General features: G+C 37.9%; 29 protein-coding genes. 16 read left to right on the forward strand and 13 right to left on the reverse strand.

Annotated features, from left to right (window positions below):
• Nucleotides 1-2 precede the first annotated feature (2 nt).
• The gene (locus tag JYB62_RS15400; RefSeq protein ID WP_205646301.1) at nucleotides 3-518 is read left to right on the forward strand and encodes an FKBP-type peptidyl-prolyl cis-trans isomerase; all 516 of its coding nucleotides are present in this window, start codon (nucleotides 3-5) and stop codon (nucleotides 516-518) included.
• Between the two features lie 80 nt (nucleotides 519-598).
• On the opposite strand, the gene JYB62_RS15405 is transcribed toward JYB62_RS15400, so the two are convergent.
• Together JYB62_RS15405 and rlmH are read right to left on the reverse strand one after the other, a co-directional pair.
• A complete protein-coding gene (locus tag JYB62_RS15405; RefSeq protein WP_205646302.1) occupies nucleotides 599-1414 on the reverse strand; it encodes a hypothetical protein in 816 nt (271 codons plus the stop codon).
• Nucleotides 1415-1589: 175 nt separating this feature from the next.
• Nucleotides 1590-2063 (reverse strand): 23S rRNA (pseudouridine(1915)-N(3))-methyltransferase RlmH, encoded by a 474-nt coding sequence (gene rlmH / locus JYB62_RS15410; protein WP_205646303.1) that lies wholly within the window; start codon nucleotides 2061-2063, stop codon nucleotides 1590-1592.
• Nucleotides 2064-2213: 150 nt separating this feature from the next.
• Here rlmH and JYB62_RS15415 point away from each other — a divergent pair, with 150 nt between their 5' ends.
• From JYB62_RS15415 to JYB62_RS15425, 3 genes are all read left to right on the forward strand, one after another.
• Complete coding sequence (locus JYB62_RS15415; RefSeq protein ID WP_205646304.1) at nucleotides 2214-2720, forward strand: fasciclin domain-containing protein; 507 nt, start codon at nucleotides 2214-2216, stop codon at nucleotides 2718-2720.
• Between the two features lie 100 nt (nucleotides 2721-2820).
• A complete protein-coding gene (locus JYB62_RS15420; RefSeq protein ID WP_243431595.1) occupies nucleotides 2821-3567 on the forward strand; it encodes a hypothetical protein in 747 nt (248 codons plus the stop codon).
• Nucleotides 3568-3703: 136 nt separating this feature from the next.
• Nucleotides 3704-4138, forward strand: a complete 435-nt coding sequence (locus JYB62_RS15425; RefSeq protein WP_205646305.1) for a hypothetical protein — start codon at nucleotides 3704-3706, stop codon at nucleotides 4136-4138.
• Nucleotides 4139-4192: 54 nt separating this feature from the next.
• Here the strand turns inward: JYB62_RS15425 and JYB62_RS15430 are convergent, their stop codons facing one another.
• Entirely contained in the window at nucleotides 4193-4666 is a 474-nt protein-coding gene (locus JYB62_RS15430; protein ID WP_205646306.1) for a YcxB family protein, read from the reverse strand.
• 147 nt (nucleotides 4667-4813) lie between these two features.
• Here JYB62_RS15430 and JYB62_RS15435 point away from each other — a divergent pair, with 147 nt between their 5' ends.
• Complete coding sequence (locus JYB62_RS15435) at nucleotides 4814-5041, forward strand: hypothetical protein (RefSeq protein WP_074226089.1); 228 nt, start codon at nucleotides 4814-4816, stop codon at nucleotides 5039-5041.
• Here the strand turns inward: JYB62_RS15435 and JYB62_RS15440 are convergent.
• On the reverse strand, nucleotides 5038-5448 hold the full coding sequence (locus JYB62_RS15440) for a Fur family transcriptional regulator (protein WP_205646307.1): 411 nt from the start codon (nucleotides 5446-5448) through the stop codon (nucleotides 5038-5040). The genes JYB62_RS15435 and JYB62_RS15440 overlap by 4 nt on opposite strands.
• 96 nt (nucleotides 5449-5544) lie before the next feature.
• Nucleotides 5545-8061 (reverse strand): zinc-dependent metalloprotease, encoded by a 2517-nt coding sequence (locus tag JYB62_RS15445; RefSeq protein ID WP_205646308.1) that lies wholly within the window; start codon nucleotides 8059-8061, stop codon nucleotides 5545-5547.
• A gap of 119 nt (nucleotides 8062-8180) precedes the next feature.
• On the opposite strand from JYB62_RS15445, the gene JYB62_RS15450 reads away from it, so the two are divergent.
• A complete protein-coding gene (locus JYB62_RS15450) occupies nucleotides 8181-9296 on the forward strand; it encodes an NAD(P)/FAD-dependent oxidoreductase (protein WP_205646309.1) in 1116 nt (371 codons plus the stop codon).
• Here JYB62_RS15450 and JYB62_RS15455 read toward each other — a convergent pair.
• On the reverse strand, nucleotides 9293-10189 hold the full coding sequence (locus JYB62_RS15455) for a UbiA family prenyltransferase (protein WP_205646310.1): 897 nt from the start codon (nucleotides 10187-10189) through the stop codon (nucleotides 9293-9295). The two genes, JYB62_RS15450 and JYB62_RS15455, sit on opposite strands and share 4 nt — an antisense overlap.
• A 91-nt stretch (nucleotides 10190-10280) precedes the next feature.
• On the opposite strand from JYB62_RS15455, the gene JYB62_RS15460 reads away from it, so the two are divergent.
• From JYB62_RS15460 to JYB62_RS15470, 3 genes are read left to right on the forward strand one after another with little or no spacing between them, the layout of a single operon-like run.
• Nucleotides 10281-11357: a type III polyketide synthase gene (locus JYB62_RS15460; protein WP_205646311.1), complete on the forward strand. Its 1077-nt coding sequence runs from the start codon at nucleotides 10281-10283 to the stop codon at nucleotides 11355-11357.
• Nucleotides 11357-12061, forward strand: a complete 705-nt coding sequence (locus JYB62_RS15465; protein WP_205646312.1) for a methyltransferase domain-containing protein — start codon at nucleotides 11357-11359, stop codon at nucleotides 12059-12061. Before JYB62_RS15460 ends, JYB62_RS15465 begins: the two co-directional genes overlap by 1 nt.
• A 25-nt stretch (nucleotides 12062-12086) precedes the next feature.
• A complete protein-coding gene (locus JYB62_RS15470) occupies nucleotides 12087-12938 on the forward strand; it encodes a mechanosensitive ion channel family protein (RefSeq protein ID WP_205646313.1) in 852 nt (283 codons plus the stop codon).
• A gap of 51 nt (nucleotides 12939-12989) precedes the next feature.
• Here JYB62_RS15470 and JYB62_RS15475 read toward each other — a convergent pair whose 3' ends face one another.
• The 3 genes from JYB62_RS15475 to JYB62_RS15485 form a co-directional block, all read right to left on the reverse strand.
• The gene (locus JYB62_RS15475; protein WP_205646314.1) at nucleotides 12990-13667 is read right to left on the reverse strand and encodes a nitroreductase family protein; all 678 of its coding nucleotides are present in this window, start codon (nucleotides 13665-13667) and stop codon (nucleotides 12990-12992) included.
• A 54-nt stretch (nucleotides 13668-13721) separates the two neighbouring features.
• Nucleotides 13722-14549, reverse strand: coding sequence for a hypothetical protein (locus JYB62_RS15480; protein WP_205646315.1), 828 nt, complete (start codon nucleotides 14547-14549; stop codon nucleotides 13722-13724).
• 118 nt (nucleotides 14550-14667) lie between these two features.
• Entirely contained in the window at nucleotides 14668-14859 is a 192-nt protein-coding gene (locus JYB62_RS15485) for a hypothetical protein (RefSeq protein ID WP_205646316.1), read from the reverse strand.
• 45 nt (nucleotides 14860-14904) lie between these two features.
• On the opposite strand from JYB62_RS15485, the gene JYB62_RS15490 reads away from it, so the two are divergent.
• The 4 genes from JYB62_RS15490 to JYB62_RS15505 are packed head-to-tail and all read left to right on the forward strand — an operon-like array spanning nucleotide 14905 to nucleotide 18613.
• The gene (locus JYB62_RS15490) at nucleotides 14905-16719 is read left to right on the forward strand and encodes a MutS-related protein (RefSeq protein WP_205646317.1); all 1815 of its coding nucleotides are present in this window, start codon (nucleotides 14905-14907) and stop codon (nucleotides 16717-16719) included.
• A 54-nt stretch (nucleotides 16720-16773) separates the two neighbouring features.
• On the forward strand, nucleotides 16774-17916 hold the full coding sequence (locus JYB62_RS15495; RefSeq protein ID WP_205646318.1) for a 5-(carboxyamino)imidazole ribonucleotide synthase: 1143 nt from the start codon (nucleotides 16774-16776) through the stop codon (nucleotides 17914-17916).
• Nucleotides 17916-18431, forward strand: coding sequence for a 5-(carboxyamino)imidazole ribonucleotide mutase (gene purE, locus JYB62_RS15500; RefSeq protein WP_205646319.1), 516 nt, complete (start codon nucleotides 17916-17918; stop codon nucleotides 18429-18431). Before JYB62_RS15495 ends, purE begins: the two co-directional genes overlap by 1 nt.
• A 32-nt stretch (nucleotides 18432-18463) precedes the next feature.
• Nucleotides 18464-18613: a hypothetical protein gene (locus tag JYB62_RS15505; RefSeq protein ID WP_205646320.1), complete on the forward strand. Its 150-nt coding sequence runs from the start codon at nucleotides 18464-18466 to the stop codon at nucleotides 18611-18613.
• Here JYB62_RS15505 and JYB62_RS15510 read toward each other — a convergent pair.
• A complete protein-coding gene (locus JYB62_RS15510; RefSeq protein ID WP_205646321.1) occupies nucleotides 18610-19068 on the reverse strand; it encodes a hypothetical protein in 459 nt (152 codons plus the stop codon). The two genes, JYB62_RS15505 and JYB62_RS15510, sit on opposite strands and share 4 nt — an antisense overlap.
• 13 nt (nucleotides 19069-19081) lie before the next feature.
• Entirely contained in the window at nucleotides 19082-19438 is a 357-nt protein-coding gene (locus tag JYB62_RS15515) for a DUF3127 domain-containing protein (RefSeq protein WP_205646322.1), read from the reverse strand.
• Nucleotides 19439-19788: 350 nt separating this feature from the next.
• Here JYB62_RS15515 and JYB62_RS15520 point away from each other — a divergent pair, with 350 nt between their 5' ends.
• Together JYB62_RS15520 and JYB62_RS15525 are read left to right on the forward strand one after the other, a co-directional pair.
• Nucleotides 19789-20391 (forward strand): RNA polymerase sigma factor, encoded by a 603-nt coding sequence (locus tag JYB62_RS15520; protein ID WP_074226105.1) that lies wholly within the window; start codon nucleotides 19789-19791, stop codon nucleotides 20389-20391.
• Nucleotides 20366-20599 (forward strand): hypothetical protein, encoded by a 234-nt coding sequence (locus tag JYB62_RS15525; protein WP_074226106.1) that lies wholly within the window; start codon nucleotides 20366-20368, stop codon nucleotides 20597-20599. The genes JYB62_RS15520 and JYB62_RS15525 overlap by 26 nt, the downstream gene beginning before the upstream one ends.
• A gap of 33 nt (nucleotides 20600-20632) precedes the next feature.
• On the opposite strand, the gene JYB62_RS15530 is transcribed toward JYB62_RS15525, so the two are convergent.
• Complete coding sequence (locus JYB62_RS15530; protein WP_205646323.1) at nucleotides 20633-21502, reverse strand: alpha/beta hydrolase; 870 nt, start codon at nucleotides 21500-21502, stop codon at nucleotides 20633-20635.
• A complete protein-coding gene (locus tag JYB62_RS15535; protein ID WP_205646324.1) occupies nucleotides 21499-22908 on the reverse strand; it encodes an aldehyde dehydrogenase family protein in 1410 nt (469 codons plus the stop codon). Before JYB62_RS15535 ends, JYB62_RS15530 begins: the two co-directional genes overlap by 4 nt.
• A 471-nt stretch (nucleotides 22909-23379) precedes the next feature.
• Between JYB62_RS15535 and JYB62_RS20070 the strand changes: the two genes are divergently transcribed.
• A partial coding sequence (locus tag JYB62_RS20070; protein ID WP_205646325.1) for a DUF7507 domain-containing protein occupies nucleotides 23380-25717 on the forward strand: 2338 nt, incomplete at its 3' end.

The raw sequence follows: 25717 nt of genomic DNA on the forward strand, positions 1-25717 counted from the left end.
TCATGGTTGTTGAAAAAAATAAAGTCGTCGGGATTGCCTATCAACTCAAGGTAGATGATGGTGAATCCGGAATGGTAGATTTTGAGCATGTGCCAGAAAATCAACCTTTCCTTTTCTTATTTGGGGCAGGAGCTGTTTTTCCAAAATTCGAAGAAGCCTTAGCGGGAAAGTCGATAGGAGATGGGTTTTCTGTTTTCATCGATTTTGAAAATGCATATGGAGATTACTACGAAGAAAGAAAAACGATTATCCCTAAGGCAAATTTCAAAAAGGATGGAAAGAAGCAAAATGAAATGCTTAAAGTAGGCGCAGTGATTCCTATGCAGGATGACAAAGGGAATCAGATCAAAGGTGAAATCACCAAGATCGATTACATGGGGGTCCATATGGATTTTAATCCACCTTTGGCAGCACATGATTTACAATTTGATGGGAAGATCATTTCTATTCGAGATGCTCAGCCTGAAGAAATCGACCATGGTCATGTTCATGGGCCTGATGGACATCACCATCACTAATTGAAGTAAAACTTACCAAAACAAAAGCCCCTTCTTTGGAAGGGGCTTTTGTTACTTTAGGGGTATTGATTATTATTCTCTTACTTAATGTCGTATCCATAAACCTTATAGGCTTGTTCTTTAGCAAGGTCCTGAAGGTTTTTAATACGTTCTGAGTTATATAAAACCAGTGCTTTACTTAGCTGCTTGGATGCTAATCCAAATGATTGCTCATTAAAATGTGTAATTGCATCATTATAATATTGTAACCCTGCGAGCTCGGTCAGAGACACTTTTCTGAAAATGGCATGGTCAGCTAGGCTAAGTTCAGGATCTCCCAAGCGCTCGGTCAAAGAAGCCAATTGAGCAAATTCTTTGGGTTGGTAACTTTCCAAGTAAGCTCTCACCTCTGAAGGGCTTGAGATCATTCCTCCAATCGCTAAGGTACTTTCTAAGATGACCGTTTTATCATTGATGTCTACCTTTATGAATACATGGTAATCTGTTTCAATGATTTCATAATTGTAATTGTATCGGTCCAAAAGCATCCCTAATGTTGCTGAACCACTTACACAATCAAAATTGCCTTCTTCCAGCATGTTATTAAATGTAGAATGCTGAACATAGTTTTTGAGAAGGGTCTGATGTGATTTCTGGAAAATAGACCTTAGGAAGTTGTAATCATTTTTGGTTTTCGATCTTTTATGATCCAATTCTTGGATTAACTCTTCCCATTTTTGGTATTGAATGTCTTTGGCATGTACCGCTGTAAAAAGCATCAGGGGATTTTCTTGTTCTTTTTGCCAAATGGCCTCTTCCACCTGAGTTTCAAAAAATAATTCTTCCTCAGGACGTAGATTTCCCTGGGCTAAAATGACTCCATATAGCCCGATAAATGCCAAGTATGTGAGGATCATATGTTTCATCTTACATGAAGCCTATGTTAATCAGATGATGTAAAGTTAACAATTTGGTAACATTAGCAAATAAAAAAGCTAAAAACTTAACATTGAGGTAAAAATATAAACTGGCAAAGCCAGCCAATTTCTAGGCTAGCCACCTAATTATTGCTGTATGAAAATTCAGATTAGCTTACTCGTGATGGTAAGGCTCGTTTCTTAGAATTGTAAACCCTCGATACAACTGCTCAATAAAAAATGGACGGATCATTTGGTGTGAAAAAGTCATTTTTGAAATGGAAATTTTTCCATTTGCTCTTGCATATACAGCATCTGAAAAGCCATAAGGTCCTCCAATTACAAAAATAAGCTGTTTCAGCCCCCCATTCATTTTCTTTTGTAAGTAAGCCGAAAAATCTATGGAGCTATAGCTTTTCCCTCGTTCGTCTAAAAGAATTAATTCATCGGAGTTAGTTAATTTCTTCAAAATCAACTCTCCCTCTTTTTCCTTTTGGAGAGATTCCGACAAGGATTTAGTGTTCTTCAGGTCGGGAATTACCTCAAATTCAAATTTGATGTAAAAATTTAGGCGTTTGGTATACTCCTCAATTAATGAATTGATGGATTGATTATCTGTTTTACCAATAGCGATCAATTTGATTTGCATACTCAAATATCTAAAAATTCTTTATTGAAGCCTTTTCTTTTTTTGCTGAAGGAATACAGATTTATCGATTTGATTTAAAAATCTGATAAACAATTGTTTAATAGACGTGTTACTAGCTTGTAAACTAAAATAACTATTACCAAAAAAATTATGAGAAAATTAGTAGCAGCAGTTACACTGACCATGTTAGTAGTAGCTTCCTCATTTACCCCGAAAGTTAATTCAATTCATGAGACCAAAGTGGAGGCAGATATTGTAGATCTAGCCGTATCACAGGATTTCTTAACGACTTTGGTAGCAGCTGTCAAAGCTGGTGACTTAGTAGATGTATTGAAAGGTGACGGTCCCTTTACTGTATTTGCTCCCACTAACGAAGCATTTGCTCAACTTCCAGCTGGCACTGTAGAAAGTTTATTAAAGCCAGAAAACAAAGAGAAGTTAGTAAAGATTCTTACTTATCATGTGGTATCTGGAAAAGTATTATCTTCTGATTTAAAAAATGGTCAGATGGCTAAAACTGTAGAAGGAAGCTCCGTAAAAGTTACATTGAAAGATGGTAAGGCTATGATTAATGACGCAACTGTTGTTAATGCAGATATCATGGCAGATAATGGAGTGGTTCATGTGATCGATAAAGTGATAATGCCATCAATGTAAAATTTAATCATTGATTCTATTCAGCCCGTCCTTTGGATGGGCTTTTTTATTTATGGTGGGTTTTTAACTTTAGTATACTTTTCATTTAAACCACCTTGTAATGAGAAACTTATTCTTGGCTCTACTTTTATTAGTAGGATTTAACACAGTTAATGCTCAACAATTAAAATCCCCATATTTTACATTTTCCCCAACATTGACTCCCGATGGAGAAACAATTGTTTTCAGCTATGAGGGTGATCTATGGAAGGTTTCTATAAATGGTGGACAGGCCTATAGAATGACTGCTATGGAGGGAGAAGAAACTAGGCCAGCTGTTTCTCCAGATGGAAAATGGCTTGCCTTCTCTGCAGAGCAATTTGGAAATGCGGATGTGTTTATCATGCCCATAGAAGGAGGGGAGATCCAACAATTGACCTATCATGAAGCGACAGATGAAGTAGAATCTTGGAGTTGGGATAGTCAAACCATTTATTTTACTTCCAATAGATACAATCGATATACTGCTTTTGAAATTAATATAGCAGGGTCCACTCCAAAACGATTATTTCCAAATTACTTCAACACGGTCCACAATACGGTAGTGAGCCCTGTCAACGGAGAGATTTTTTTTAATGAAAGTTGGGAAAGTAAAAACTTTGCACATCGCAAACGATACAAAGGAGAATATAATCCAGATATTAAATCATATAATCCCAAGACCAAAGTTTATCAGCAATACACAGATTACGAAGGGAAGGATTTTGGAGCAAGTATAGACCAGAATGGGAACTTGTATTTCATGTCTGATGAGGCCAATGGAGAGTACAACTTGTATACTTTAAAGAGTCCCAAAAAACTCAATTAACTGAATTTCCAACCTCTATCATGTGGCCAAAAGTTAGTGCCAATGGTGAAAAAATAGTTTTCCAAAAGGATTACCAACTATTTGTACACAATCGTTGCGATCCAAGATAAACTAGCGTATTGGAGAAAAACACCAGATGAAAAAGCTTATACTGATTCAGCTTGTATTGCTTATATGGTTTCCATTTTTCTCCTGTACTGATAATGATCAAGGACCTAAACTTGTGTGGGATGATTCAAAGGTCTTGATTGATCAAAAGGCTTTTGATGCTGCCATAACTGATGATCTGAAAATTAATTCTTTGGATATAGAGGGGGATTTCCTAACCATTAATATCAGTTCCGGTGGCTGTAATGGAGAATCCTGGGAAATCAGGCTCATTGATTCAGGGGAGGTGTTGGAATCGGATCCTCCTCAACGAAACCTGGTTTTGTTCTTTAAGAATGAGGAGTTATGCGAGGCTTACATCACCAAAGAGGTGGCATTTGATATCGCTGATTTAAAAGTTGAAGGAGATCAAGTATTATTGAACATTAGGAATACAGGACAACAGATTTTATACGAGTACTAATTAAAAATAAAAGCCTCCTAATCAGGAGGCTTTATTATTAAAATGGTCTGATTCTTATTTGATCAGTTCTTTTCTTTTCAGAATAGTTTCCATGAATTTTCGCTCATTATCTGAATTGAAAATTCTGAATGGAAGGTGAATAAATTGTGCCTTTGATAGGTATAGTACATACGCATCTTTTTTTACTTCAGCCTTTTTGATCATATTCCATTGCACTGGCATTCCTTGACGAGTATTGATTTTCATCAAGATTTGTCTACTGTCAATTTCGTAGGCCATTTTCTCAAAGATGGTTTTGTTTTGCTCCATCTGAGTTACTCCTGTAAACTGGATTGCCCAAAATAATACATACAAGCCATAGGCGATTAAGGCTCCGATAATCCACCAAATGGAAGGAATCCAGAAATAGCCACACATAATGGCTACGGCGATTAGGATTACCCACCATTGCTCTTTAAGAATGCTGGTTAATCCCATTTTAATATAAGTTCCTGTTTCCAGTTGGTATTTTTTCGTCTTTACTATCATCACTTTTATTTTCAGTGCGCAAATATCCTAGTATCTGAGGGATTAAACAAGTCGAATAAAATCATAAAATCATGATTTCTAGAAACAATTTGCAAAAGGCATTGATTTAAAATATGTATTGGATTATCTTATATAAAATTTTTAGCCATGAGTAGTTTAGTAATAGATCTGGTGCTCTGTGGGTTGGCGTATGTGATTTTAATATATTTCGTAGCCACCCTTACTCGCAACTCTCTAAAAAAGAGAGACAGTAACGGAGATGATGGAGATGGAGGTGTGGAAGATATGACCCCACCAAAGATTGATTTGCCTCCTGGTGTTATCTGGCCGTCTGATGTGCCAAGAGGATCCAGGACAGAACCGGTGGAGTTTTAATGGCATTTATCGCAGATACCCTGCACCAATAAACTCATTTCTTTTTTTTGAAACCCATTTGGGAGTTTGATAGTCGGTAGTGTAATTGACTCCAGGCAAGTGGTTTCTCCACATTTTTCACATTTGAAATGTACATGTTCATGACTATGCGCTTCATGCTCTTCATGTGAACAAAGCGCATATTTTGCTCCCCCACTATCGTCTAAAACCTTGTGGATAACATCTTTGTCTACAAATGTTTTTAAGGTTCTGTAAATCGTAACCCGGTCAAATTGATTGTCTAAGCTATCTTCTAAGTCGGCATGTGCCAAAGCGACTTGCTTTTCGAGAAATTCTCGAATTATTTCCAGTCTGCAGTCGGTAATTCGCAGTTTGTGACTTTGTAATATGGAATGTGGGTTGGACATATCTCTTATTGACAACGCTAAATTACTAGAAAAATTTGCCTTGGAAAAGAAAGAGGCTCCAAATAGGAACCTCTATCATACCTGATTAGGAAGGTTTTATTTAGGATCTAAGATCGCATCAATTCTAGCTGAAAGATCTTCCAAATGAAGTTTAGACATTCTATCAGATGTTCTGGAAATAGCGGCATTGATCTGTCTTTGTAGTGTTTTTAATTCCCCTCTTGCCATCGGACGAATATCAGATTGAGAGGCATTGATTTGAGGCCCCACGTATCTTCTGAATGCAGCAGAAACGGAAGGCTCATCTTGTGTAAGTAAAACTTCCAATCGCTCGATATGGGCTCTTTGAAGTGCTCTTCTGTGAACGTCAATGGTTTTACCAGAAGCTAGTTCAGTCCAGATGCCTTTTCTCAAGTCTTCAAAAAGTTCAACCATGGAATAGGCTTTAGCTCCATTCAATGCTTCATTTTCAATGACTCTACCAAGCCTTCCCCATTCCAATACACCATTTAAAGCATTCACTTGAACACCTCTGATTCTCTCTAATGCTCCAAAGTCATCTATTCTTGCAAAGATTTGATCATCCATCAACCAAGTTGGGGTTGCAAATAACTCTTTGTTAAGAAAAGCAACTGCTGATTTTTGAATCTCTTTTGGGGTATGTGTATACACTGCCTCGCCTTGTCCTGAAGATTTATACACCTCAGCCACTCCACCAACATTGGTTCTAACATGCCCCATATATCTGTTAAACTGGGTGACAACTTGCCCATACATTTCTTCCAAGTCATCATAGTTTTTGAAAGGTTTGTCAGGTTCAGCAGTCCAAGAATCCAAATTTGGAACGATTCGCTTCAAGTTAGCAATTCCATACTCTGAGGCTTTCATGGAGTTATCCCCTAAATCTTCAGATTGAGCAGTTGGGTCATAACTGTTTCCTTGACGCCCGTATCTATAAATAGGATCACCATTTTTAGATGTAATCCACTGATCCAATGTCAGCTGTTCTTCTTCTGGTGTTTTAGCTTCTAAGATAGGTCTGTAGCCCCAAGCAATTGCATATTTGTCGTAAGGCCCTACATTAGGCATCAAACTAACTCCCTCATCACCAGGCTGTGCAATGTAATTGAATCGAGCATAATCCATAATGGAAGGTGCCGTCCCCATTGCTTTGGTGAATTCAGCATCTCTCAATTTCTCAACCGGATAAGCGTGAGAAGAGGCAAAGTTGTGAGGAAGGCCCAACGTATGCCCAACTTCATGGGAGGATACAAAACGAATCAATCTACCCATTACTTCATCATCAAATTTGACGTTCCTTGCATCTGGGTTGATGGCTGCAGTCTGAATAAAGAACCAATTTCTTAGAAGGTTCATTACGTTATGGTACCAACCAATATCTGATTCCAAAATTTCACCTGTTCTTGGGTCAGAAACGTGAGGGCCATAGGCATTCTGAATATCAGAAGCGAAATATCTAATCACTGAATAACGAGCATCTTCTGGACTCCAATCCGGATCCTCTTCTTTGCTAGGAGCTCTTTTGGCAGTGATGGCGTTTTTGAAACCAGCCTCTTCGAATGCCGCTTGCCAATCTTCCACACCAGCAATCAGGTAAGGTACCCACTTCTCAGGAGTAGCAGGGTCGATGTAATAAACAATCTGCTTTTTTGGTTCTACAAGTTCTCCTCTTTTAAATTTCTCAACATCTTCTTCTTTTACTTCCAATCTCCAGCGATCAAGGAAGGTTCTATTGGCAGCTTTTTGGGCATCGGAACCATAATCCACAATAGATCTGCTAAACCAACCTACTCTTCTGTCTGCTAATCGTTGCATCATAGGTTTCTCAGGAAGTAAGATCATAGAGGAGTTCATTTCCAAGGTGATTAGCCCAGTGGAACTGTTGGAAGGTGGCTCAGAAGCATTATAGGTTAAGATATATCTTGCTTCAATATTGATTGGATATGTATGAATATGCTGTATGAAGGATCGCTCACTGTCCAGGCGAGTTACTTTAAAACCAGTTCTTCTGTTTCTAGGTAAACCTAAAGCTTGAACATCTTTGCTGAATAAGTCAGTCGCTTCAATCACCACTCCTGTAGAATCAGTAGATCTTGATTTGACATCGAATTTTTGAAGAATTGGTTCAAAGTTGGAGTTTTTAACTGCCATCGAAATAGGCAGTGAATCTGCAGCAAAATTGTTGACAGAAACCACTCTCAATAATACGTTGTCATTGTCTTTTTCCCATCTTAGCATCAGTGTGTTGGTGCGTTCCCCTCCATACCCAATACCATCTGCTGTTTTGGCAATGGTAGTTACCATCAGCATATCTTTCCCGAACATGGATTCAGGAATTTCATAAAAATACTTTTCATCAATTTGGTGAACTTTAAAAAGGCCATCTTTTGATTTTGCCTCTTTGGTGATTACCTCTGAGTAAGGTTTTGGGCCTGACTTAGAGCCATTAGGTTTTGCAGGGGTAGAGGTGACTGCAGGAGCATTTTTGGAGTCTTTCTTTTTTTTCTTTTGACCAAAAGAGTCCTCAGCATGTAAAAAGACACACATGACACATAGCATCAGAGTAAATCTCTTTAATAATTTGGGTTGCATAATTTTTTGTTAGTTTAAGCTTTCAATTGCTGTCAAAATAACCTTGATTTTCCTGTAAGGTTATTTTCCAAAACTAATTATTTGATAAGCGGTTTAATCCATGAGCTAAAGGGAAAACATTGAGTAATACAAATTCAGTTGTTATAATAGGGGGAGGCTTGGCAGGCTTAGTTTCAGCCTATTTGCTAGCCAAAAATGGACAAAGAGTACTTTTGATCGAGAAAAAGGAGTATCCCCTACATCGGGTTTGTGGTGAATATGTGTCCAATGAAGCACGGGATTTTTTGGAACGTGAAGGACTATTTCCCAAAGAATTGACCTTCCCACAAATACATAATTTTTTATTTTCTGACGTATTGGGAAATTCAACAATCATTCCCTTGGATCTAGGCGGTTTTGGGATCAGTCGATTCGTATTTGATCATTTTTTATATCAACAAGCATTAAATGCTGGAGTAGAAATGAAGCTCAAGACACAAGTGTTTGAAGTGGAGTTTATGGAGAATGAAAATCAGTTTTGTTATACCTTATCGGATGGTTCCAAGAGCTATTCCAACTATGTAATTGGAGCTTTTGGGAAGCGATCAAAACTAGATAAAGCTTTAAAAAGACCTTTTATAGAGAGAAGAAGTCCATTTATTGGAGTCAAATATCATGTGAAAACAGATTTTCTAAGAGACACGGTGGCTTTGCATAATTTTGAAGGGGGCTATTGTGGAATAAATGCCATTGAGGACGAAAAATTTAATATCTGCTATTTGGGAAGTAAAGAGCAGTTGAGAAAATTTGGCTCTATAGAAGAGATGGAGACTGAGAGATTGTGGAAAAATCCCATTTTAAAGGACTTATTTAAAAATAGTGACTTCTTGTTTGATAAACCTGAAGTCATCAATGAAATTAATTTTGAGCCAAAAAAACCAGTTGAAAATCATATCCTGATGGCAGGAGATGCTGCAGGCTTGATTACACCTCTTTGTGGGAATGGTATGGCGATGGCAATTCAATCTGGCAAATTAGCTGCGGAATCGATTATAAAAGGAGGTCCAAGGAACTTGGTTGAAAGGCATTACGAACAACAATGGAAGGATCTATTTCAAAAAAGACTATGGTTTGGAAGACAAATTCAAACCCTTTTTGGAGCCAAGAATAGTTCAGTTTTTGCTGGAAAATTGATTGGGAATTTTCCGGTGATCGCAAATTTCATTGTAAGGAATACTCATGGGAGACCATTTTAATAGCCAAAGACCTGTAAAATCTGGGTGTTTTCGAAAAAGTAATAGATAAAGAAAGCATTTAGGAATAAAGCAGAGATAGTATTCATTCCCATGGCCCAGCTATAGTTTGCGTATTTTTCAGGATTGGTTCTTACGAAGCTAAACCAAAGTAAAAAATACAAGATAATGGGAGCCATTGCGCCTAGATATACCCAGATTATTTCCTGTTGATTTTTACTTATGAAATACCCTATGAAAGCGATACCAGTTAAGATAAACCAGAGGTTTGAAAAGAAAAATGTTCCTTTAATTCCAAGTTTTAGGCTAAGAGTCAAATCTCCTCTTTTGGAATCTTCTCGATGTTGATAAACTTGGGTCAGCGGGTAAGATCCCCAAAGCATCATACTGGTCAACATGCCTGGAATGATCACATGGGGCTTTAAGAGAGAGGTCCACGTTAAATCGCTCAAGCCTACATAAGCCATGGCAAAGGTGAAGTAGCCCTGAAAAAAACCAGCGATAAACCAGCTTGCCCAAGGGTATTTTTTAATTCTTATTCCGGGATGGCTATAGGCCATGCTTACCAAGCCATAAAGGAGAACCATGGAGGCAAATTGCCAATTGATCTGGAGTCCAATAAATATAGCTAAGGCAAAAAAGAGCAAGGATAACCAAAATAAGTCCGGGGTGACTTTGGGGGGAGTTTTTAATCCTCCAATGCTTTCTTCATCCTGATCATAGAAGCTGTTGTAAGCATTACTGGAAGGGTACAAGAATAAATGCAAGGATAGAAAAACCCATAGTATTCTCAATTCTTGAAGGTTAGGTGTGATTGCTAGCGCAAAAAAGAATACGGGCATCAGGAATAATGAAAAATGAATTCTTAAATGCTTTAAACTGGAAACAGTGATCATATTGTAGTTCTGATTGCGCTAATAACTTTATTAAGTAGAGAAGGTTGTATTGCTACGATTCAATTTAGAAAATATCCCTTAACTTAAGAATATGAATTCCAGCATCGTCAGTATTGGCTTAGCCAACCCAGGGTATCCAATCAAACAGGCTTCTATAGCAGGTTTTATGAAATTTGCCCATCAACTCGATGAAGTGGAGGCCAGAAAGCTAAGGTTTTTATATAAAAAATCGGGTATTGAAACCAGGCATAGTGTACTGATGGATTTTGAAAAAGAAGACCCTAGCGAGTTTACGTTTTTTCCAAATAATCAAGAATTATCTCCATTCCCTAGAACCAAATCTAGGATGGGGGTTTTTAATAAAACGGCACCAGAGCTAGCTTTAGAAGCTTCCAAGAAATGTCTGGATAGAGTTGCCGTACACGCAAAAGAGGTGACACACCTTATTTTGGTTTCCTGTACGGGGATGGTAGCACCTGGTGTGGAACTTGAATTAATGAATCTTTTGGGGCTAGATGATTCCGTGGAGCGTTATTGCTTGCACTTTATGGGATGTTATGCGGCTTTTACCGGGATTAAACTTTCTGATAAAATCCTGAAAGCAGAACCAGATGCAAATGTATTATTGGTGTCTGTGGAGTTATGCACCCTACATTTTCAGAAAGAGTATGTTGAAGATAATATTCTAGCTAATTCTCTTTTTGGAGATGGAGCAGCAGCTGCCTTATTAAAAAAATCAGATCACGGCTTGAAAATAAAATCCTACCTAAGTCAGGTAATTCGGGAAGGAGAAAAGGACATGGCTTGGGGCATAGGAGATTTTGGTTTTGAAATGAGATTGACAAAATATATCCCTTCCTTATTGGATTTGGGAATACACCAGTTAATAGATTTGTTTGAAAGAAAATTTCAGGTTTCCAAAATAAAACATTTTGCCATACATCCTGGAGGGAAACAAATTCTAAACAAAGTTCAAGAAGCCTTTGGGTTACCTAAATCTGTAAACTTCCATTCATTGGAAGTCCTGCGAAATTTTGGAAACATGTCTTCAGCAACTATACTTTTTGTGCTGGAACGGATGCTTCATGATGAGGCAGTATCCGGGGATATTCTATCACTTGGGTTTGGGCCGGGCTTGACTTTGGAAACGCTTCATTTAGAAAAGTAATGGGCAAATTTTCTCAAAGGAGCTACGAAAAAGAATTGATGGATAATCTGGAATGTGGAGGAGAGGAACTCAGCCATACCTTGAATGAATTGAAAATCATCAATAAGTGGCTAGGAGGAAATTATGTAACCACTTCCGGAATTGCTAAACTGGTCAAACTGAAACCACAAGAAACTTATGAGGTAGCGGATATTGGTTGCGGTGGTGGGGATATGATCAAAGTGATGTATGATTGGTCCAGATCCCAAAAAAATAGGTTCAAATTTATAGGAATTGACGCCAATCGGAACATTATTGACCTTGCACTGGTTAGGTTATCAAATGAATCCGAAATTACTTTTGAAGTTCAAAATGTATTTGAACCAGGGTTTTCAGATTGCAAAGTAGATATTACTACTTGTACGCTCTTTACACATCATTTTACAGATCAAGAACTTATTGATCTTCTCAAATCACTTCGGGAAAAATCCCTTGTGGGAATTGTCATCAATGATTTGCACCGGCATTGGTTTGCTTATTACAGTATCAAAGTACTGACTAGGTTATTTAGCAAATCCAAAATGGTACAAAATGACGCTCCTTTGTCGGTATTAAGAAGCTTTTCTAAACGAGATTGGGAAAGGATATTAAATTCAGCTCAATTGCCGAATTTTGAAATCAGCTGGCATTGGGCTTTTCGATGGCAAGTTTTAATTTTATTATAATCATCAACCAACAAATTTATTTATCATGTTTGAATTGTCTCAAGAAACTACAGATGCACTTTATGCAGAGGGTATTAGTTTTGGTATAGAGATCGCTCTTCGGATTATTAGCGCATTAATTTTTTACTTCGTTGCCAAGTTTATTGTCAAGAAAATCTTATCGGGATTAAAGCGCTTTTTAGATAAAAGAGATGACGCTCCTTCCCTGAACGAATTTCTTTATGGCTTCTCCAAGATTCTACTATATGCAGTGGTTTTTGTGGGTGTCCTAATGATTTTAGGTGTCCCGGGAAGTTCATTTTTAGCAATATTTGGTGCCGCTGGTCTTGCTATAGGTTTAGCGCTTCAAGGTTCCTTATCCAATTTCGCAGGGGGCTTATTGATATTGGCATTTAAACCATTTAAGGTAGGGCATGTGGTAGTCGCTCAGGGCCATACTGGAACCGTTGCAAAAATCCAGATCCTGTATACCCATTTGATGACTTTTGATAATCAAGAAGTGATTATCCCCAATGGTAATCTGGCAAATTCTGATATTGTCAATATGAGTACGCAAGAGACAAGAAGAGCTGAGTTAAAGGTGGGAGTTGCCTATGGTACGAATATTAAGCAAGCAAAAGAGATTATCTTAAACATTTTTGAGAATGACCCTAGAGCATTGAAAGATCCGGCACCTTTTGTTGCATTGAATAATTTTGGGGATAGCTCTTTGGACATTGTGGTCCGAGTTTGGGCAAAATCAGCTGACATGTGGCCAATGTATTTTGCGGGTATGGAAGCGATTAATTCGGAATTCGAAAAGCATGGAATTGAAATACCATTCCCTCAACGAGTGGTTCACCAAATCAAAGAAAAGGCGGCAGAAGAAGAATCATAAATCGCAATTAATTTTAAAGAAGGCGATCAAAAATTTATTGATCGCCTTTTTTTAAAACCTTACCATAATATCATCAAGAGATTTTCGATGAATATCAGGTACATAGGTTTCTTCCTTGGGATATCCTACTGGTACTAATAAAAAGGGTTTTTCATGGGAAGGGCGACGAAGAATTTGGCTTAAAAAATTCATCGGACTGGGAGTATGGGTGACCGCTACTAATCCTGCTTGATGAATTGCCGCAATTAAAAACCCACAAGCTATTCCAACGGATTCGCTGACATAATAATGTTGGACTTTTTCTCCGTTTTCCATGCCATAAGACTGCTTGAACACCACAATTAAGTAAGGAGCCTCTTCTAAAAATGGTTTTTCCCAATTAGTCCCTAAAGGTTTTAAATCTGTCTTCCACGTCTCACTCATTCTACCGCTGTAACTGATTTTCTCTTCTTCTTCTGCGGCTAATCTGATTTTTCTCTTGACTCCTGGATCTGAGATTACACAGAATGTCCAAGGTTGCTTATGGGCGCCTGAGGGAGCCGTGCTTGCAGTTTTGATAATATTCTCGATTACCTCCATTGGAATTGGTCTCGGATCAAATTCTCTCACTGTTCTTCGTTGATCCATTTCAAGGAAGAATTCCTCAGATTTTGAAATCATTTCTTCCGAGGAGATTTGGGCTCTTTTGTAACGGATATGGTCATACCCATCAATTTTTTTCTTTTCCATAAAACAAAAACGGCTACCTCGAAAGATAGCCGTTTTTGAGAAAATCAAATAAGATTAATCGAAAGTGATGTCTTTGGTGCCTCCTGGATAAGTGATCGTACCAGTCTTGTCGCATTCTCCAGAACCATAATCCAAGGTCATGGATGTTCCTTTGTAGGTGAACTGGATTTGGCCACTGCTAGGGCTAAATATTCCAGATTCAAGACAGGATTGTGTAATGATAAGACTTTCGGTAACGGTAGCGGTGAAGTCATTACCTTCTAGGCTTTTTCCGCTAGCTGTTCCAGTTAATTTGGCTTCATACCCAGCGCTACCTAAGGTGATTTCTCTGATTTCATTGGTATTGATGGTTACGAACTTTCCATCAGGGAAAGTTACTTTTCCATTTTCTATTTTGACAGCGAGGGTAATCGTGCTTGTAAATATGTCCAGTTTGGTATTGGTAATGGTTCGAGTCCCTTCAATTTTATACCCATTTACCTCGTAGCCTTCGAAGGTGGTGACAATGTTTGCACCAGGTACTAAAAGGTTTCCAGAATAAGAAATAATTATTTTTCCTTTTCTATTAACTCCGTTTGGACTTTCACAGCCTGCCCCAAAATCTATTGTGATTAACTTTTGCTCTAAATTGCTTGTCACTACTGTTGAAGCACAAAAATCTCCGGCAGCAATAGTGGATTTACGTGCTCCTAAACCAGAGTTTTCGAGCACTGCTAAGGTCAGGTTATCCAGATCTTCAAATTTTTGGTTTACCTGTGATACTTCGACAACAATGGAAGTGTCTGCTACAGCAGGGGTATCATCTTCAGAATTACAGGAAAACCCAATAAGGCCTACCAATGCTAAGAATAAAAGTGAGTGAAACTTTGTAAAATGGTTCATATAATTATGGGTTGGTATAAAAGAGTATAAAAGAATAGTAAAAATCGTGCCTACCTACTTATAAATAAAAGGTTTATTATTTCTTTATAAAAATACAGAAATACCCTCTTATATGAAATTAGGAAGAAACGCCATTATTGCCATTTGAATTCTTGTTGGAATTGGATTTCTTCCGACCTCCAACACAGCCGATATTTTGAGTGAGAGAAATGTCTTCTGGTAGAATCCCCATGCCATTTTCTAAATCCCAATCTTCTGCATAAACCTCTTTAGTAGGTTTTTCTTTTGACTTTTGTTTTCCTTTTTTCATAGTAATAGGGTTTACATATTTCTACGTGAATCGTTTTCCGGTTGTTTGTTAAGAATCCTTTTTCAGGCAGGGTTGGTTGTACTATCTTTGGGCATGAAGGGATTTGATTATGATATGGATGATCTTCCGGGTAAAATTGCTCAAGTAAAAAGCAATGCTGGAAGTTTATCTTTTTTAAGGCTCCTTATTTTTGTAGGGATAGGAATTTTTGGGGTGTTGACCTTATCGCAATCAGTATTGTGGGCCTTACCATTGGTAGCTGCGATCATTATTTTTATTATCTCTATTCAGAAATATAACTATAAAAAGGACCAAGAAGCGATTTACAATGCCCTAATTTTAATTGATAGACAGGCAGGTCAAAGGAAAGACCGGGAACTGGTAGGAATTGACCAAGGAAAAGAATTTCAAGACAAAAATCACCCTTTTGCCAATGACTTGGATCTTTTTGGAGAGCACTCCTTATTTCAACTGGTAAATCATACCGTATCAAAAGGTGCGAGGAAAAAGTTGGCGGATTTAATGAAAAGCTCCTTTGATCAAAAAGAAGCTAAAAAGCTTCAAAAAGCAAGTGAGGAATTAGCAGGAAAGCCAGGCTTGTTAAAAGCAATTGAGAGCTGTGGGATTGCATTTTTTTCAGAGGAAAAATCCTCTTCACATTGGCGGGAATTACTTACTAGGGAGAAAAAAATCCCCTTTTACATCTCTGTTTTGTCAATTCTAGGTCCAGTTTTCGGGTTGATATTGGTAGGATTGTCTATAGCTGGAGTTATCCCCGGAGCTATAGTAGGAGTTTGGATTTTGCTAGGATTAATCCCTTTGGGGTATGTTTTCAAATTTTTGAAGGAAGCATCTGAAAAGCTTCCGACTAGGAGCCAATTGAAAGCCTATACTACCTGGTTATTTGAATTGGAGAAAATGGAGTTTTCCTCTGCTTTATTGAAAGAAAAGCATCAGTTAATTCTTACCAAAAGGGAAAGCGCTTCTCAACTTTTTAAACAATTGGATCGACTGGGGATGTGGATTGATAATAGATTGAATATACTTTATATACCTTTCAATCTACTCTTATGGACTGATTTGATGTTGATGAAGCAATTTCAGACATGGATAAATACCCATGGAGAAGATATGGCCAAAATCCCCAACTTGTTAGAAGATTGGGAAGTCTTAATTTCATTGGGTGCCTTTGAGCATGAAATTGGTGTTCATGGAGATCTCCAATTTGAAGATTCTGCAGTCTTGGAGGGATTAGAAGTTTCCCATCCCTTGTTGAAACCTGAGAAAGCAATTGCGAATGACTTTCAACTAGGACAAAGCCAAAGGTTTATACTGTTGACTGGGGCCAATATGAGTGGAAAGACGACATTTATGAGAACACTTGGTATAAATGCGGTCATGGCAAATCTTGGGTTGAAGCCATTTGCGAGTAAGTTTAAAATGGGTGATTTTCAGCTCTACACCAGTATGCGGAATACGGATAATTTAGGAGAGTCTGTCAGTTCATTTTATGCCGAACTAAGTAGAATTCATAATTTGATTGAGCGATTGGAGAAGAATGAGAAAATATTTTTTCTATTGGATGAAATTCTAAAAGGTACTAATACAGAAGATCGAATAGCGGGTAGTGAGGCTTTGCTTAAACAGGTAGCAAAAACAGAAGGGTTAGGAATTGTCAGTACACATGATATAGAACTGTCAGCTTTAGAAGGAAAGATTGCAGGCGTTGAAAACCGAAGTTTTCATTCGGAGATTTTGGATGATACCATCAACTTTGATTATAAATTAAAAAGAGGGCCATGCCCAAGTTTTAATGCACATAAATTAATGGAGTTGATGGGAATCAGGTTTCAAGAGTAGGAATGAGTTTTTCCTTCCCCCAGATTCTCGTATTTTTGTGATTCAATTTTAGCTATGGCGAATAAAAATCAATCCCCTGTTTTAGGAGTTCTCGGTGGAGGACAGTTAGGCAGAATGCTGATTCAATCTGCAATTAATTACAACCAAGATATCCACATTTTGGATCCAGATCCAAATGCCCCTTGCAAGGACCTATCTCAAAAATTTACGGTAGGTTCTCTTAAGGATTTTGACACTGTTTATGCATTTGGAAAGGAATGTGATGTGATTACGGTGGAAATTGAAAGTGTTAATGCTGAGGCGCTTATAAAACTTGAATCCGAAGGGAAGAAAGTTTATCCACAACCTAAGATTCTTCAATTGATTCAGGACAAGCGTGAGCAAAAACAATTTTATCAACAACACGATATTCCTACTGCGGAATTCATTTTGACAGCAGATAAGTCTGAAGTTATCCACAATAAAAGTTTCCTTCCTGCAGTGAACAAGCTAGGAAAAGAAGGGTATGATGGAAGAGGGGTACAAGTCTTAAAATCAGAAGAGGATTTGGACAAAGCGTTTGATGCGCCTGGCTTATTGGAAAAATTAATTGATTTTGATAAAGAAATTGCGGTTACGGTCGCTAGAAATGAGGCCGGAGATTTGACCGTCTATCCGGCTGTAGAATGTGCTTTTCACCCTACAGCTAATTTGGTGGAATTTTTATTTGCCCCAGCAGAAATTTCCAAAGAGGTAGAAGAGAAAGCCAAAGAAATTGCTAAAGATGTAATTTTAAAATTGGGAATGGTTGGGATTTTGGCTGTTGAAATGTTTGTAACCAAAGATGGAGAAGTGTTGGTAAATGAAATTGCTCCAAGACCCCATAATAGCGGACACCATACGATTGAGGCAAACTTTACCTCCCAGTTTGAGCAGCATTTAAGATCAGTGATGAATTGGCCTTTGGGTAATCCTGAATTAAGATGCCCAGCAGCCATGATTAATTTATTGGGAGAAGAAGGCTTTACAGGCCCCGCTGTGGTAGAGGGACAGGAAGTTGCTATGGCAGAAAAGGGCGTTTACATTCATATGTATGGTAAAAAATTAACCAAGCCGTTTCGAAAAATGGGACATGTGACTGTATTAGATGAAGATGTATCCCAACTCAAAACCAAAGCATTGAAAATAAAAGACCTAATTAAAATCAAATCCATCTAATGAAGCCATCAGTAGGAATTATCATGGGAAGCCAGTCCGACCTCCCAATTATGTCAGAAGCAGCCCAATTTTTAGAGGAAATAGGGGTTGAATATGAATTGACTGTGGTTTCGGCTCACAGAACCCCTCAGCGTATGATTGATTATGCGGGTTCTGCTCGTGAAAGAGGGATCAAAGTCATAGTGGCAGGAGCGGGAGGAGCAGCGCATTTGCCTGGCATGGTAGCCTCATTGACGAGTTTGCCTGTGATTGGGGTCCCAATTTTAAGTTCCAATTCAATAGATGGTTGGGATAGTATTTTATCCATCCTTCAGATGCCTTCTGGGATTCCAGTAGCTACGGTTGCATTAAATGGAGGAAAAAATGCCGGAATTTTGGCAGCTTCCATTGTGGGATCCTTTGATCAGGAGGTAGCTTCAAAAATGGATGAATTCAAAGCCTCTTTAAGAGAAAAAGTAGAAGCTTCTGCTTTGCAACTAGAAAAAAAAGGGTGGAAGGAGATTTTAAAGAAATGAAAAATGCGGCCTAGGCCGCATTTTTTTATACTATGAACTGGAAGAAACCAATTCGATTTACCGTGGGAGGTGAAAAATGGGAAGTTCCTTTGAATATCCTCATTTTAGTGATCCTTATTACGCTTTTACTGATGTTCTTCGGCGCATGGATGGGCTTTAGCTTTGGTGGAGGAAAATTTTAGTCTGTAAAAATTCCCCAACCATCATCGTATTTTTCATTGGCATCAAAACCTTGGATCCACTCCACAAAAAGCACTCGATACTCTTCAATAGCATCTCGAAGCAACTGCAAATGCTCTTCGGCATGAGTGGACTCTACAGCAAGCTGGTAAGTCATTGCTCTTAGGCTTTTAGCATGTACTTTCATGATGGTCGCATTTTCCATTTTTGCAACAAAATCCTCCAGGCCTTCGGTACCTGCAAATTTGGAACTCATTATTGTTGCATCTTCCATCATTAAGCCTCCATATAATTCTTTTCTAGCTTCGTCTAGACTACCTACCAAAGCATGAGTTAAAGCAATGATGTCTCTGGCTTTTAGCATCAAAGGATGTTTATAAATCCGGTCCTGAGGATTGTTAAAATTTTCTTCATCCTCATCGTCCCATTCTGAATTTTCATCAAAATCATCCCACATGAGCTGCCTTCAATTAAAATGGTAGCGTATCCTCATCGCTGTCTGAATGAAAACTGCTTACTTCAGGCATTTCGTTAGCTGAAGGAGTGCTAGGTGCCCCATTGCCTGTTCTATCTACTTTATAAGCTTTTACATCCGTATACCATCTTCCGTTATATTCTCTACTTTCAACATCTACACCTAAAGTTACTTGCTCGCCTACCTGAAGTGAAAATTGATCAATTTTATCACCCCAAATTGATAAACAGACTTTTTTTGGGTAATTACCCTCTGTTTCTAAAATATATTCCTGCTTTCTCCAAGCATTTCCATTTCTAGAATTACCGCCTACTTCTGGTAGAACTTGTATAATCTTTCCGCTTAATTCCATCTTCTAATTTAATTTTAATCGATTTCACGAAGTTAATCAATGGTATGTAAAACTCATGAATGTAGGGTGGTAAAATAGTCTTAGGAAAGAATAGGGTTTAACATTTTTTGGCATGAACCTTGGTTCTTTCCGTTCTTACAATTTAAATAAGGATTCCAAAAATTTAGTGTTAGTTCGATAATACGAAATAATATTTGGTTTCTAGATTTTCGTGCATTTTATGATGCAAAAAGAGTAGTTTTCTTTGCAGGGGTGTATCGTAAATCATATTTTTAAAATTCTTTCATTTTGTTTCACACTTAATTAATACTATGGTATAGACTTCTACGTTGTTCATAAACCAACTGAAGATGAGTAAAAGAAAAGGACCTCAAGACAGCGATTTGATCTCACAATATAGAAGTGGAAATGATGCTGCCTTTGATCTTTTGGTAGATCGATACCAAAGTAAACTTTATACCACAATATTCTTGATCGTTAAGGATCAGGCAATTGCTGAAGATTTGTTGCAGGAGGTATTTGTAAAAGTTGTGAATACCCTCAATTCTGATAAATACAATGAGGAGGGTAAATTTCAACCTTGGGTAATGCGTATTGCTCATAACTTGGCTATTGATCATTTTAGAAAAGCGAAGCGATATCCAATGATATTAATGGAAGATGGTTCAAATGTCTTCAATTCGTTGCGATTTGCGGAAGAAACGGTCGAAGATCGTCAAATGAGAGATGAGACAGTTGAGCTTGTCAAAAGGTTGATTGAAGAGCTTCCAGAAGCACAAAAGCAAGTATTAATTATGCGGCATTACCTGGATATGAGTTTTCAGGAAATTGCTGATCAAACTGGAGTTAGCATCAATACTGCATTGGGAAGAATGAGGTATGCGCTAATTCATTTAAGAAAAAAAATGAAACATCTTAATGTTGCCTATGACAAAACTATTTACCCCAAATGACCTGATGAGATATATCTATCAGGAAATGACCGAGGATGAACAAGATCTTTTAGTGCAAGCCTTACACAATGACGAGTCATTGATGGAAGAATACGTAGAAATGCTGAGCACCTTGGAGCAATTAAACCAGATCAAGCTTCAACCTTCGGAAAAAGTAGTAAATGCCATCAAATCGAGGGCACAGTCTACGGGACTGGAAAGAGTCTAAAAAAATTGGTAACCCCGCAATAGCGGGGTTTTTTTATAGTTCGCTATTAATAAAATCAGCAGCTTTTTGAATAATAATGGGGTAGGTACTGAGTCCAAACCCATGGCCTTGGCCTGGAATCGCTTCATAATAATAAGAAACACCTGCCTCTTTTAGTTTACTTTCTAATAATTCACTTTGTGAAATAGGGACTACCACATCTTCCGTACCATGAAAGAAGACCGTGGGTACGCTTGTAGAGGTTACATAATTAGTAGGGCTAGATTCCAGATATGCAGTTTCTTGGTTTTCTGGAGTTCCATTTAGCAATAGTTGCAATCCTTGTTGGGTTAGGATATTAAAATCATACAATGAGATCAAGTCTGTTGGAGGAAATAAAGCCATTACGGCCTGAATATTACCGATTTCTGGATGCTTATAACTATGTAAGAGGGCCAAATGACCTCCTGCGCTTGCACCTGCGAGAATAAGTTCATCGGATACATTCCAGTCATCTGTTTTCGATTCTATATAGTTAATCGCATCTATGATATCATTTTCTTGAGCTGGGAACTGACCGGTACCTGTTCCTAAATCATATAAGCTATAATTCAGTGAAATTATCGCATATCCAGGAAAAGAAAATTCCAATAATGTCCTAAAAGCTAATATTTCACTTTTATCACCACTGTTCCAAGCCCCACCATGAATGTAGATAAATACTGGTGTGGAAGTTTTTGTTCTGCCTTCCGGTAAAAAAATATCCATAGAATTATCTTCGTCACTTCCATAGGACTCATCATAAATGTCCATTGCAGCGATCGGTTCTAATACCGGGTCTTTCGAATCGGAGCTGCAGGAAAATAAAAGCAGTGGTATTGCTAGGGCAAATAAAAATCGAATTGTAAAAAGTTTTCTTTTCATAACCATTTGATTAAAGCTGAAATAATTTTTTGAGTCTTTTTATCATAGGGTGGTTTCATTAAGGTAGAATTGTTAAAGCCCACTCTTTGTTTTAAAATACCCTTTTCATTGGAAAAAGAAAGGTAACCATAATAACCATGTGATTTTCCAATGCCGCTGTTATTGACCCCTCCAAAAGGTAAGTTAGGATGAATAAAATGTAGCACGCAATCGTTAAAGACCACATTTCCTGAGCTAGTTTCATGAATCACCTTTTTATAGGTGTCGCTTTCTTCCCCAAAATAATATAAGGCTAGTGGTTTCGGCTTTTTATTAATTAGGGAAATAGCCTCTTCAATTGTTGTGTAGGAAAGGACTGGAAGTAGTGGGCCAAATATTTCTTCTTCAGCGATATCCATTTCTTCAGTGATATTAGATATGAGGGTAGGTTCTATATATAGTGTTTCAAGGTTAGAATTTCCACCAAATTCCACCTTTGCACCTTTTGATTTTGAATCCTCTATTAAAGAGTTAAGCCGATTAAAGTGTTTTAGGTTAATGACTCTTGCTAAATCCGCCGATTTTTCAATTCCTTTATATTGAGGGTCATACATTTTTTGAATGGCTACCTTAAGCTCCATAAGTAATTGGTCCTTAATATCCTTGTGGACCAATAAATAGTCTGGGGCAATACAGGTTTGTCCACAGTTTAAAAATTTTCCATATATGATTTTGAAAGCAGCATCATTTAAATCTGCGTCGCTATGAATGATTGTAGGGGATTTCCCTCCTAACTCAAGAGTAACGGAGCTTAGGTTTTTAGAAGCGGCTTCCATTACGAGTTTTCCTACGGTAGGGCTGCCTGTAAAAAATATATGATCAAATGGGAGCTCAAGAAGTTTTTTAGCCACCTCTGCATTTCCATTAAAAACCTGGACTTCAGAAGGGTCAAAAATTTCTTCTACCATATTTTGTATTAATCCGGAGGTATGGGGAGATAGTTCAGAAGGTTTTAAAATTACTGGACAGCCTGCTGCCAAAGCTGATATCAAGGGTTCAATAGCTAAGTTGAATGGGTAATTCCATGGGCTGATAATTAAGGATACTCCTTTAGGTTCGTAGAAAATTTTTGCTTTGGTTCCTGTCATGGAGAGTCCTGGAGCAACTTTTTTAGGTGCCATCCAGGCTTTTAGGTTTTTAAGGGTATGCTTAATTGCTGCGGTCACAGGATAGACTTCGCTAAGATCTGTTTCGGCTGGGTGTTTTTTTAAATCTTCGTGTAGGGCTTCTTGAATTCTGGAGATATTTCTTTCAATCCACTTTTGAATTTTGATGATTCGTTCTGCTCTTTCTTTACGAGAAGAAGTTCTCCATTGAATTGCAGTAGTTTTTTGAGATTCAAAGCATGAGATTATTTCTTGGGACATTATAGAGTTGATTGCTTGGTCGTAGATACTAATTTTCTTCTTTTATCTAAAAGAAAAACAATTTTTTTAGTCTGTATATAGATATTGTGCATAGGGAGCAATTGTATTTTTTCTTTTTTCCAAAATCTTCTGATTTTCAATGAGATAGCTTTTTTTGCTTATTTAGCCCCTTTAAGCCCCTTAAAATCAATTTTAAATACTGGAAAAATAATTTCACAACAAAAAAAATGCATTACGTAAAAAAATTTTCATGCATTTATTTGGATATGAAAAGCAAAAAAATGTATTTTTAACGCATAATTGGATTGACATTATTCCTTTTAAGGCAAAACATGAAAATCTAATGGTTATTAAATGTTGAATTATTTATGATTTTGATTGCTAAAAATTGAAATAATTCAATAAGAAATTAATAAAAGTTAATTATTGACGAAAGTTTTACGAACTCGAGAAATTTTAAATAATAACGATATGGAGTATTTATCCAATCATCAATTTAGCGATCAGCCCCAAAAGGGTGGATTTTTATCGGGAAAGAATAGTTTTTTGGACTTCAGGATTCTACTTCTTCTTCTGCTTTTTTTTCTCCAAGGTTTTTTAGGTAACACACAGGTTAAAGCTCAAGAAGTGCCTGCCGTTGTTAGTCCTTCAACTCCTTTTTTTATTGATCCAGATAATCCGCCTTCGTGTTCCCAGAATAATCTTAGGATAATCGCGGTAGATTTTAGAGATCCAAATACTGGGAAAACTTTTGATCCAAATGATCTTATAGGAACTCCAATTGGGACTCCAATTGATGGGGAAATATATGTCACTTTTGCAGTTAGTGGTCAAGGTTACAATTTCCATGTTCAATATGACCTTTTTATTGATGGGGAGCCTCAAATTATTGATGGGGAGCCTCAAGGTCGACGAGCCCTTTGTATAGTTGTTGAGGATGGTAATGGAAATACTGTCAATATTGAAGATGGGAATGAAGTTTTTATCTCTAATTTTACATGGAATTATGGATCTAAAGTCGAAATAAAGAATGTTTATCAGACTTGGAAAACAGGTAATGCCAAGCCTAATGATAAGTCTTGCCCTTCGACTGCTGGTAATTCTCAATGTGATTATGTCGGAGAAGGTTTTGTAGTTGAAACTCCTGTTGTTGCAAATTTTGAGTTTGAAACTTTTTGTGAAAATCGTGATGTTTCATTCACTAATTTTTCTACTGGGGGTGAGGAAAATGTTGCCTTTTCCTATTCCTGGGATTTTGGGGATGGAAATACTTCTAATGATGCAAACCCGACTCATACTTATGCCACTGCAGGAACTTATACCGTTACGTTAACTTCTACTAAAGGAGCGGATTCTGACGAAATTCAAATTGATGTTACTGTAAATGATCCTATCACACTTTCTATTAATGCTCCACCCGCAGTTTGTGAGCCCAATACAGTTGATCTAACTGATCCAGCAGTGACAAGTGGGTCATCTGCAGGTTTGACCTATACATATTGGCTAGATGATCAAGCTACTCAGGAATTAAATAACCCCAATGCGGTCGGTGTTAGTGGTACTTATTACATTAAAGGTTTCAATGCCCTAACAGGTTGTGAATTGATTAAACCTGTTGAAGTGTCTATAGGAACCTGTAGTCTTACATTGGTTAAAGAAGCGACCAATGGACCAATTGGTGAGGATTGTTTGGACCCTACTTTAAGCCCAATTATCAATTACACTTTTACATTAAATAATAATGGAACCTTCCCATTAACCAATATTCAGATTTCTGATCCACTTTTTGAGGCTCCAAACCCTGTTGTGGCATTAACCCTTTCTGATGATGGAAATGGTGATGCAGAATTAGGTGTTGGAGAAACTTGGGTTTATACTGCTTCTTATACTATTACAGCAACGGATATTGAAAATGGTCAGGTGCAAAACCAAGCTACTGCAAGTGGAGATGCCAATGGTTTTACTGCATCTGACTTATCAGGAACAGCAGTAGACAACGATACTCCTACGGTCGTTTCTGTTTGTCAAAATTATGAATTGACCTTAGATAAGCAGGTTAAATCTGGAGATCCATATTCAGCTGTCGGTAACGTGGTTGTTTATGATTATGTGATCACTAATTCAGGTAATGTGACTCTCGATGGTCCATTCAGCGTTTCAGATGATAAAATCGCAGGTATTGCAGATGTGAATGGTCCATTGGCACCGGGAGCTAGTGTAACCGCAACTGGAAGTTATACCATTTCACAAGCTGATATTGACGCAGGTTTTGTAACTAACATCGCTACTGCTTCTGGAAATGGAGTAGTATCCAACTCGGATACAGAAACTGTAAATGCAACTCAGACTCCGTCCATCAACATCGTGAAGAGTGCTTCACCTTCTACCTATGATGGTGCAGGAGATGTGATCACCTATACATTCGATGTGAGCAACACAGGAAACGTGACCTTGACAGGTGTGACAGTAACAGATCCATTGACTGGATTGAGCGCGATCACTCCTGATCCGGTGACGTTGGCACCGGGCGAGAACCAGGTGTTCACAGCCACTTATACCATCACTCAGTCCGACATGGACGCGGGTCAGGTGGACAACACTGCTACAGCGACAGGCAATGATCCTGACGATGTGGAAGTGAGCGATACAGACAGTGAGACGATCACGGTAGTGAAGGATGCGTCCATCAACATCGTGAAGAGTGCTTCACCTTCTACCTATGATGGTGCAGGAGATGTGATCACCTATACATTCGATGTGAGCAACACAGGAAACGTGACCTTGACAGGTGTGACAGTAACAGATCCAT

Source organism: Algoriphagus lutimaris (assembly GCF_017051705.1).
Taxonomy (GTDB): domain Bacteria; phylum Bacteroidota; class Bacteroidia; order Cytophagales; family Cyclobacteriaceae; genus Algoriphagus; species Algoriphagus lutimaris.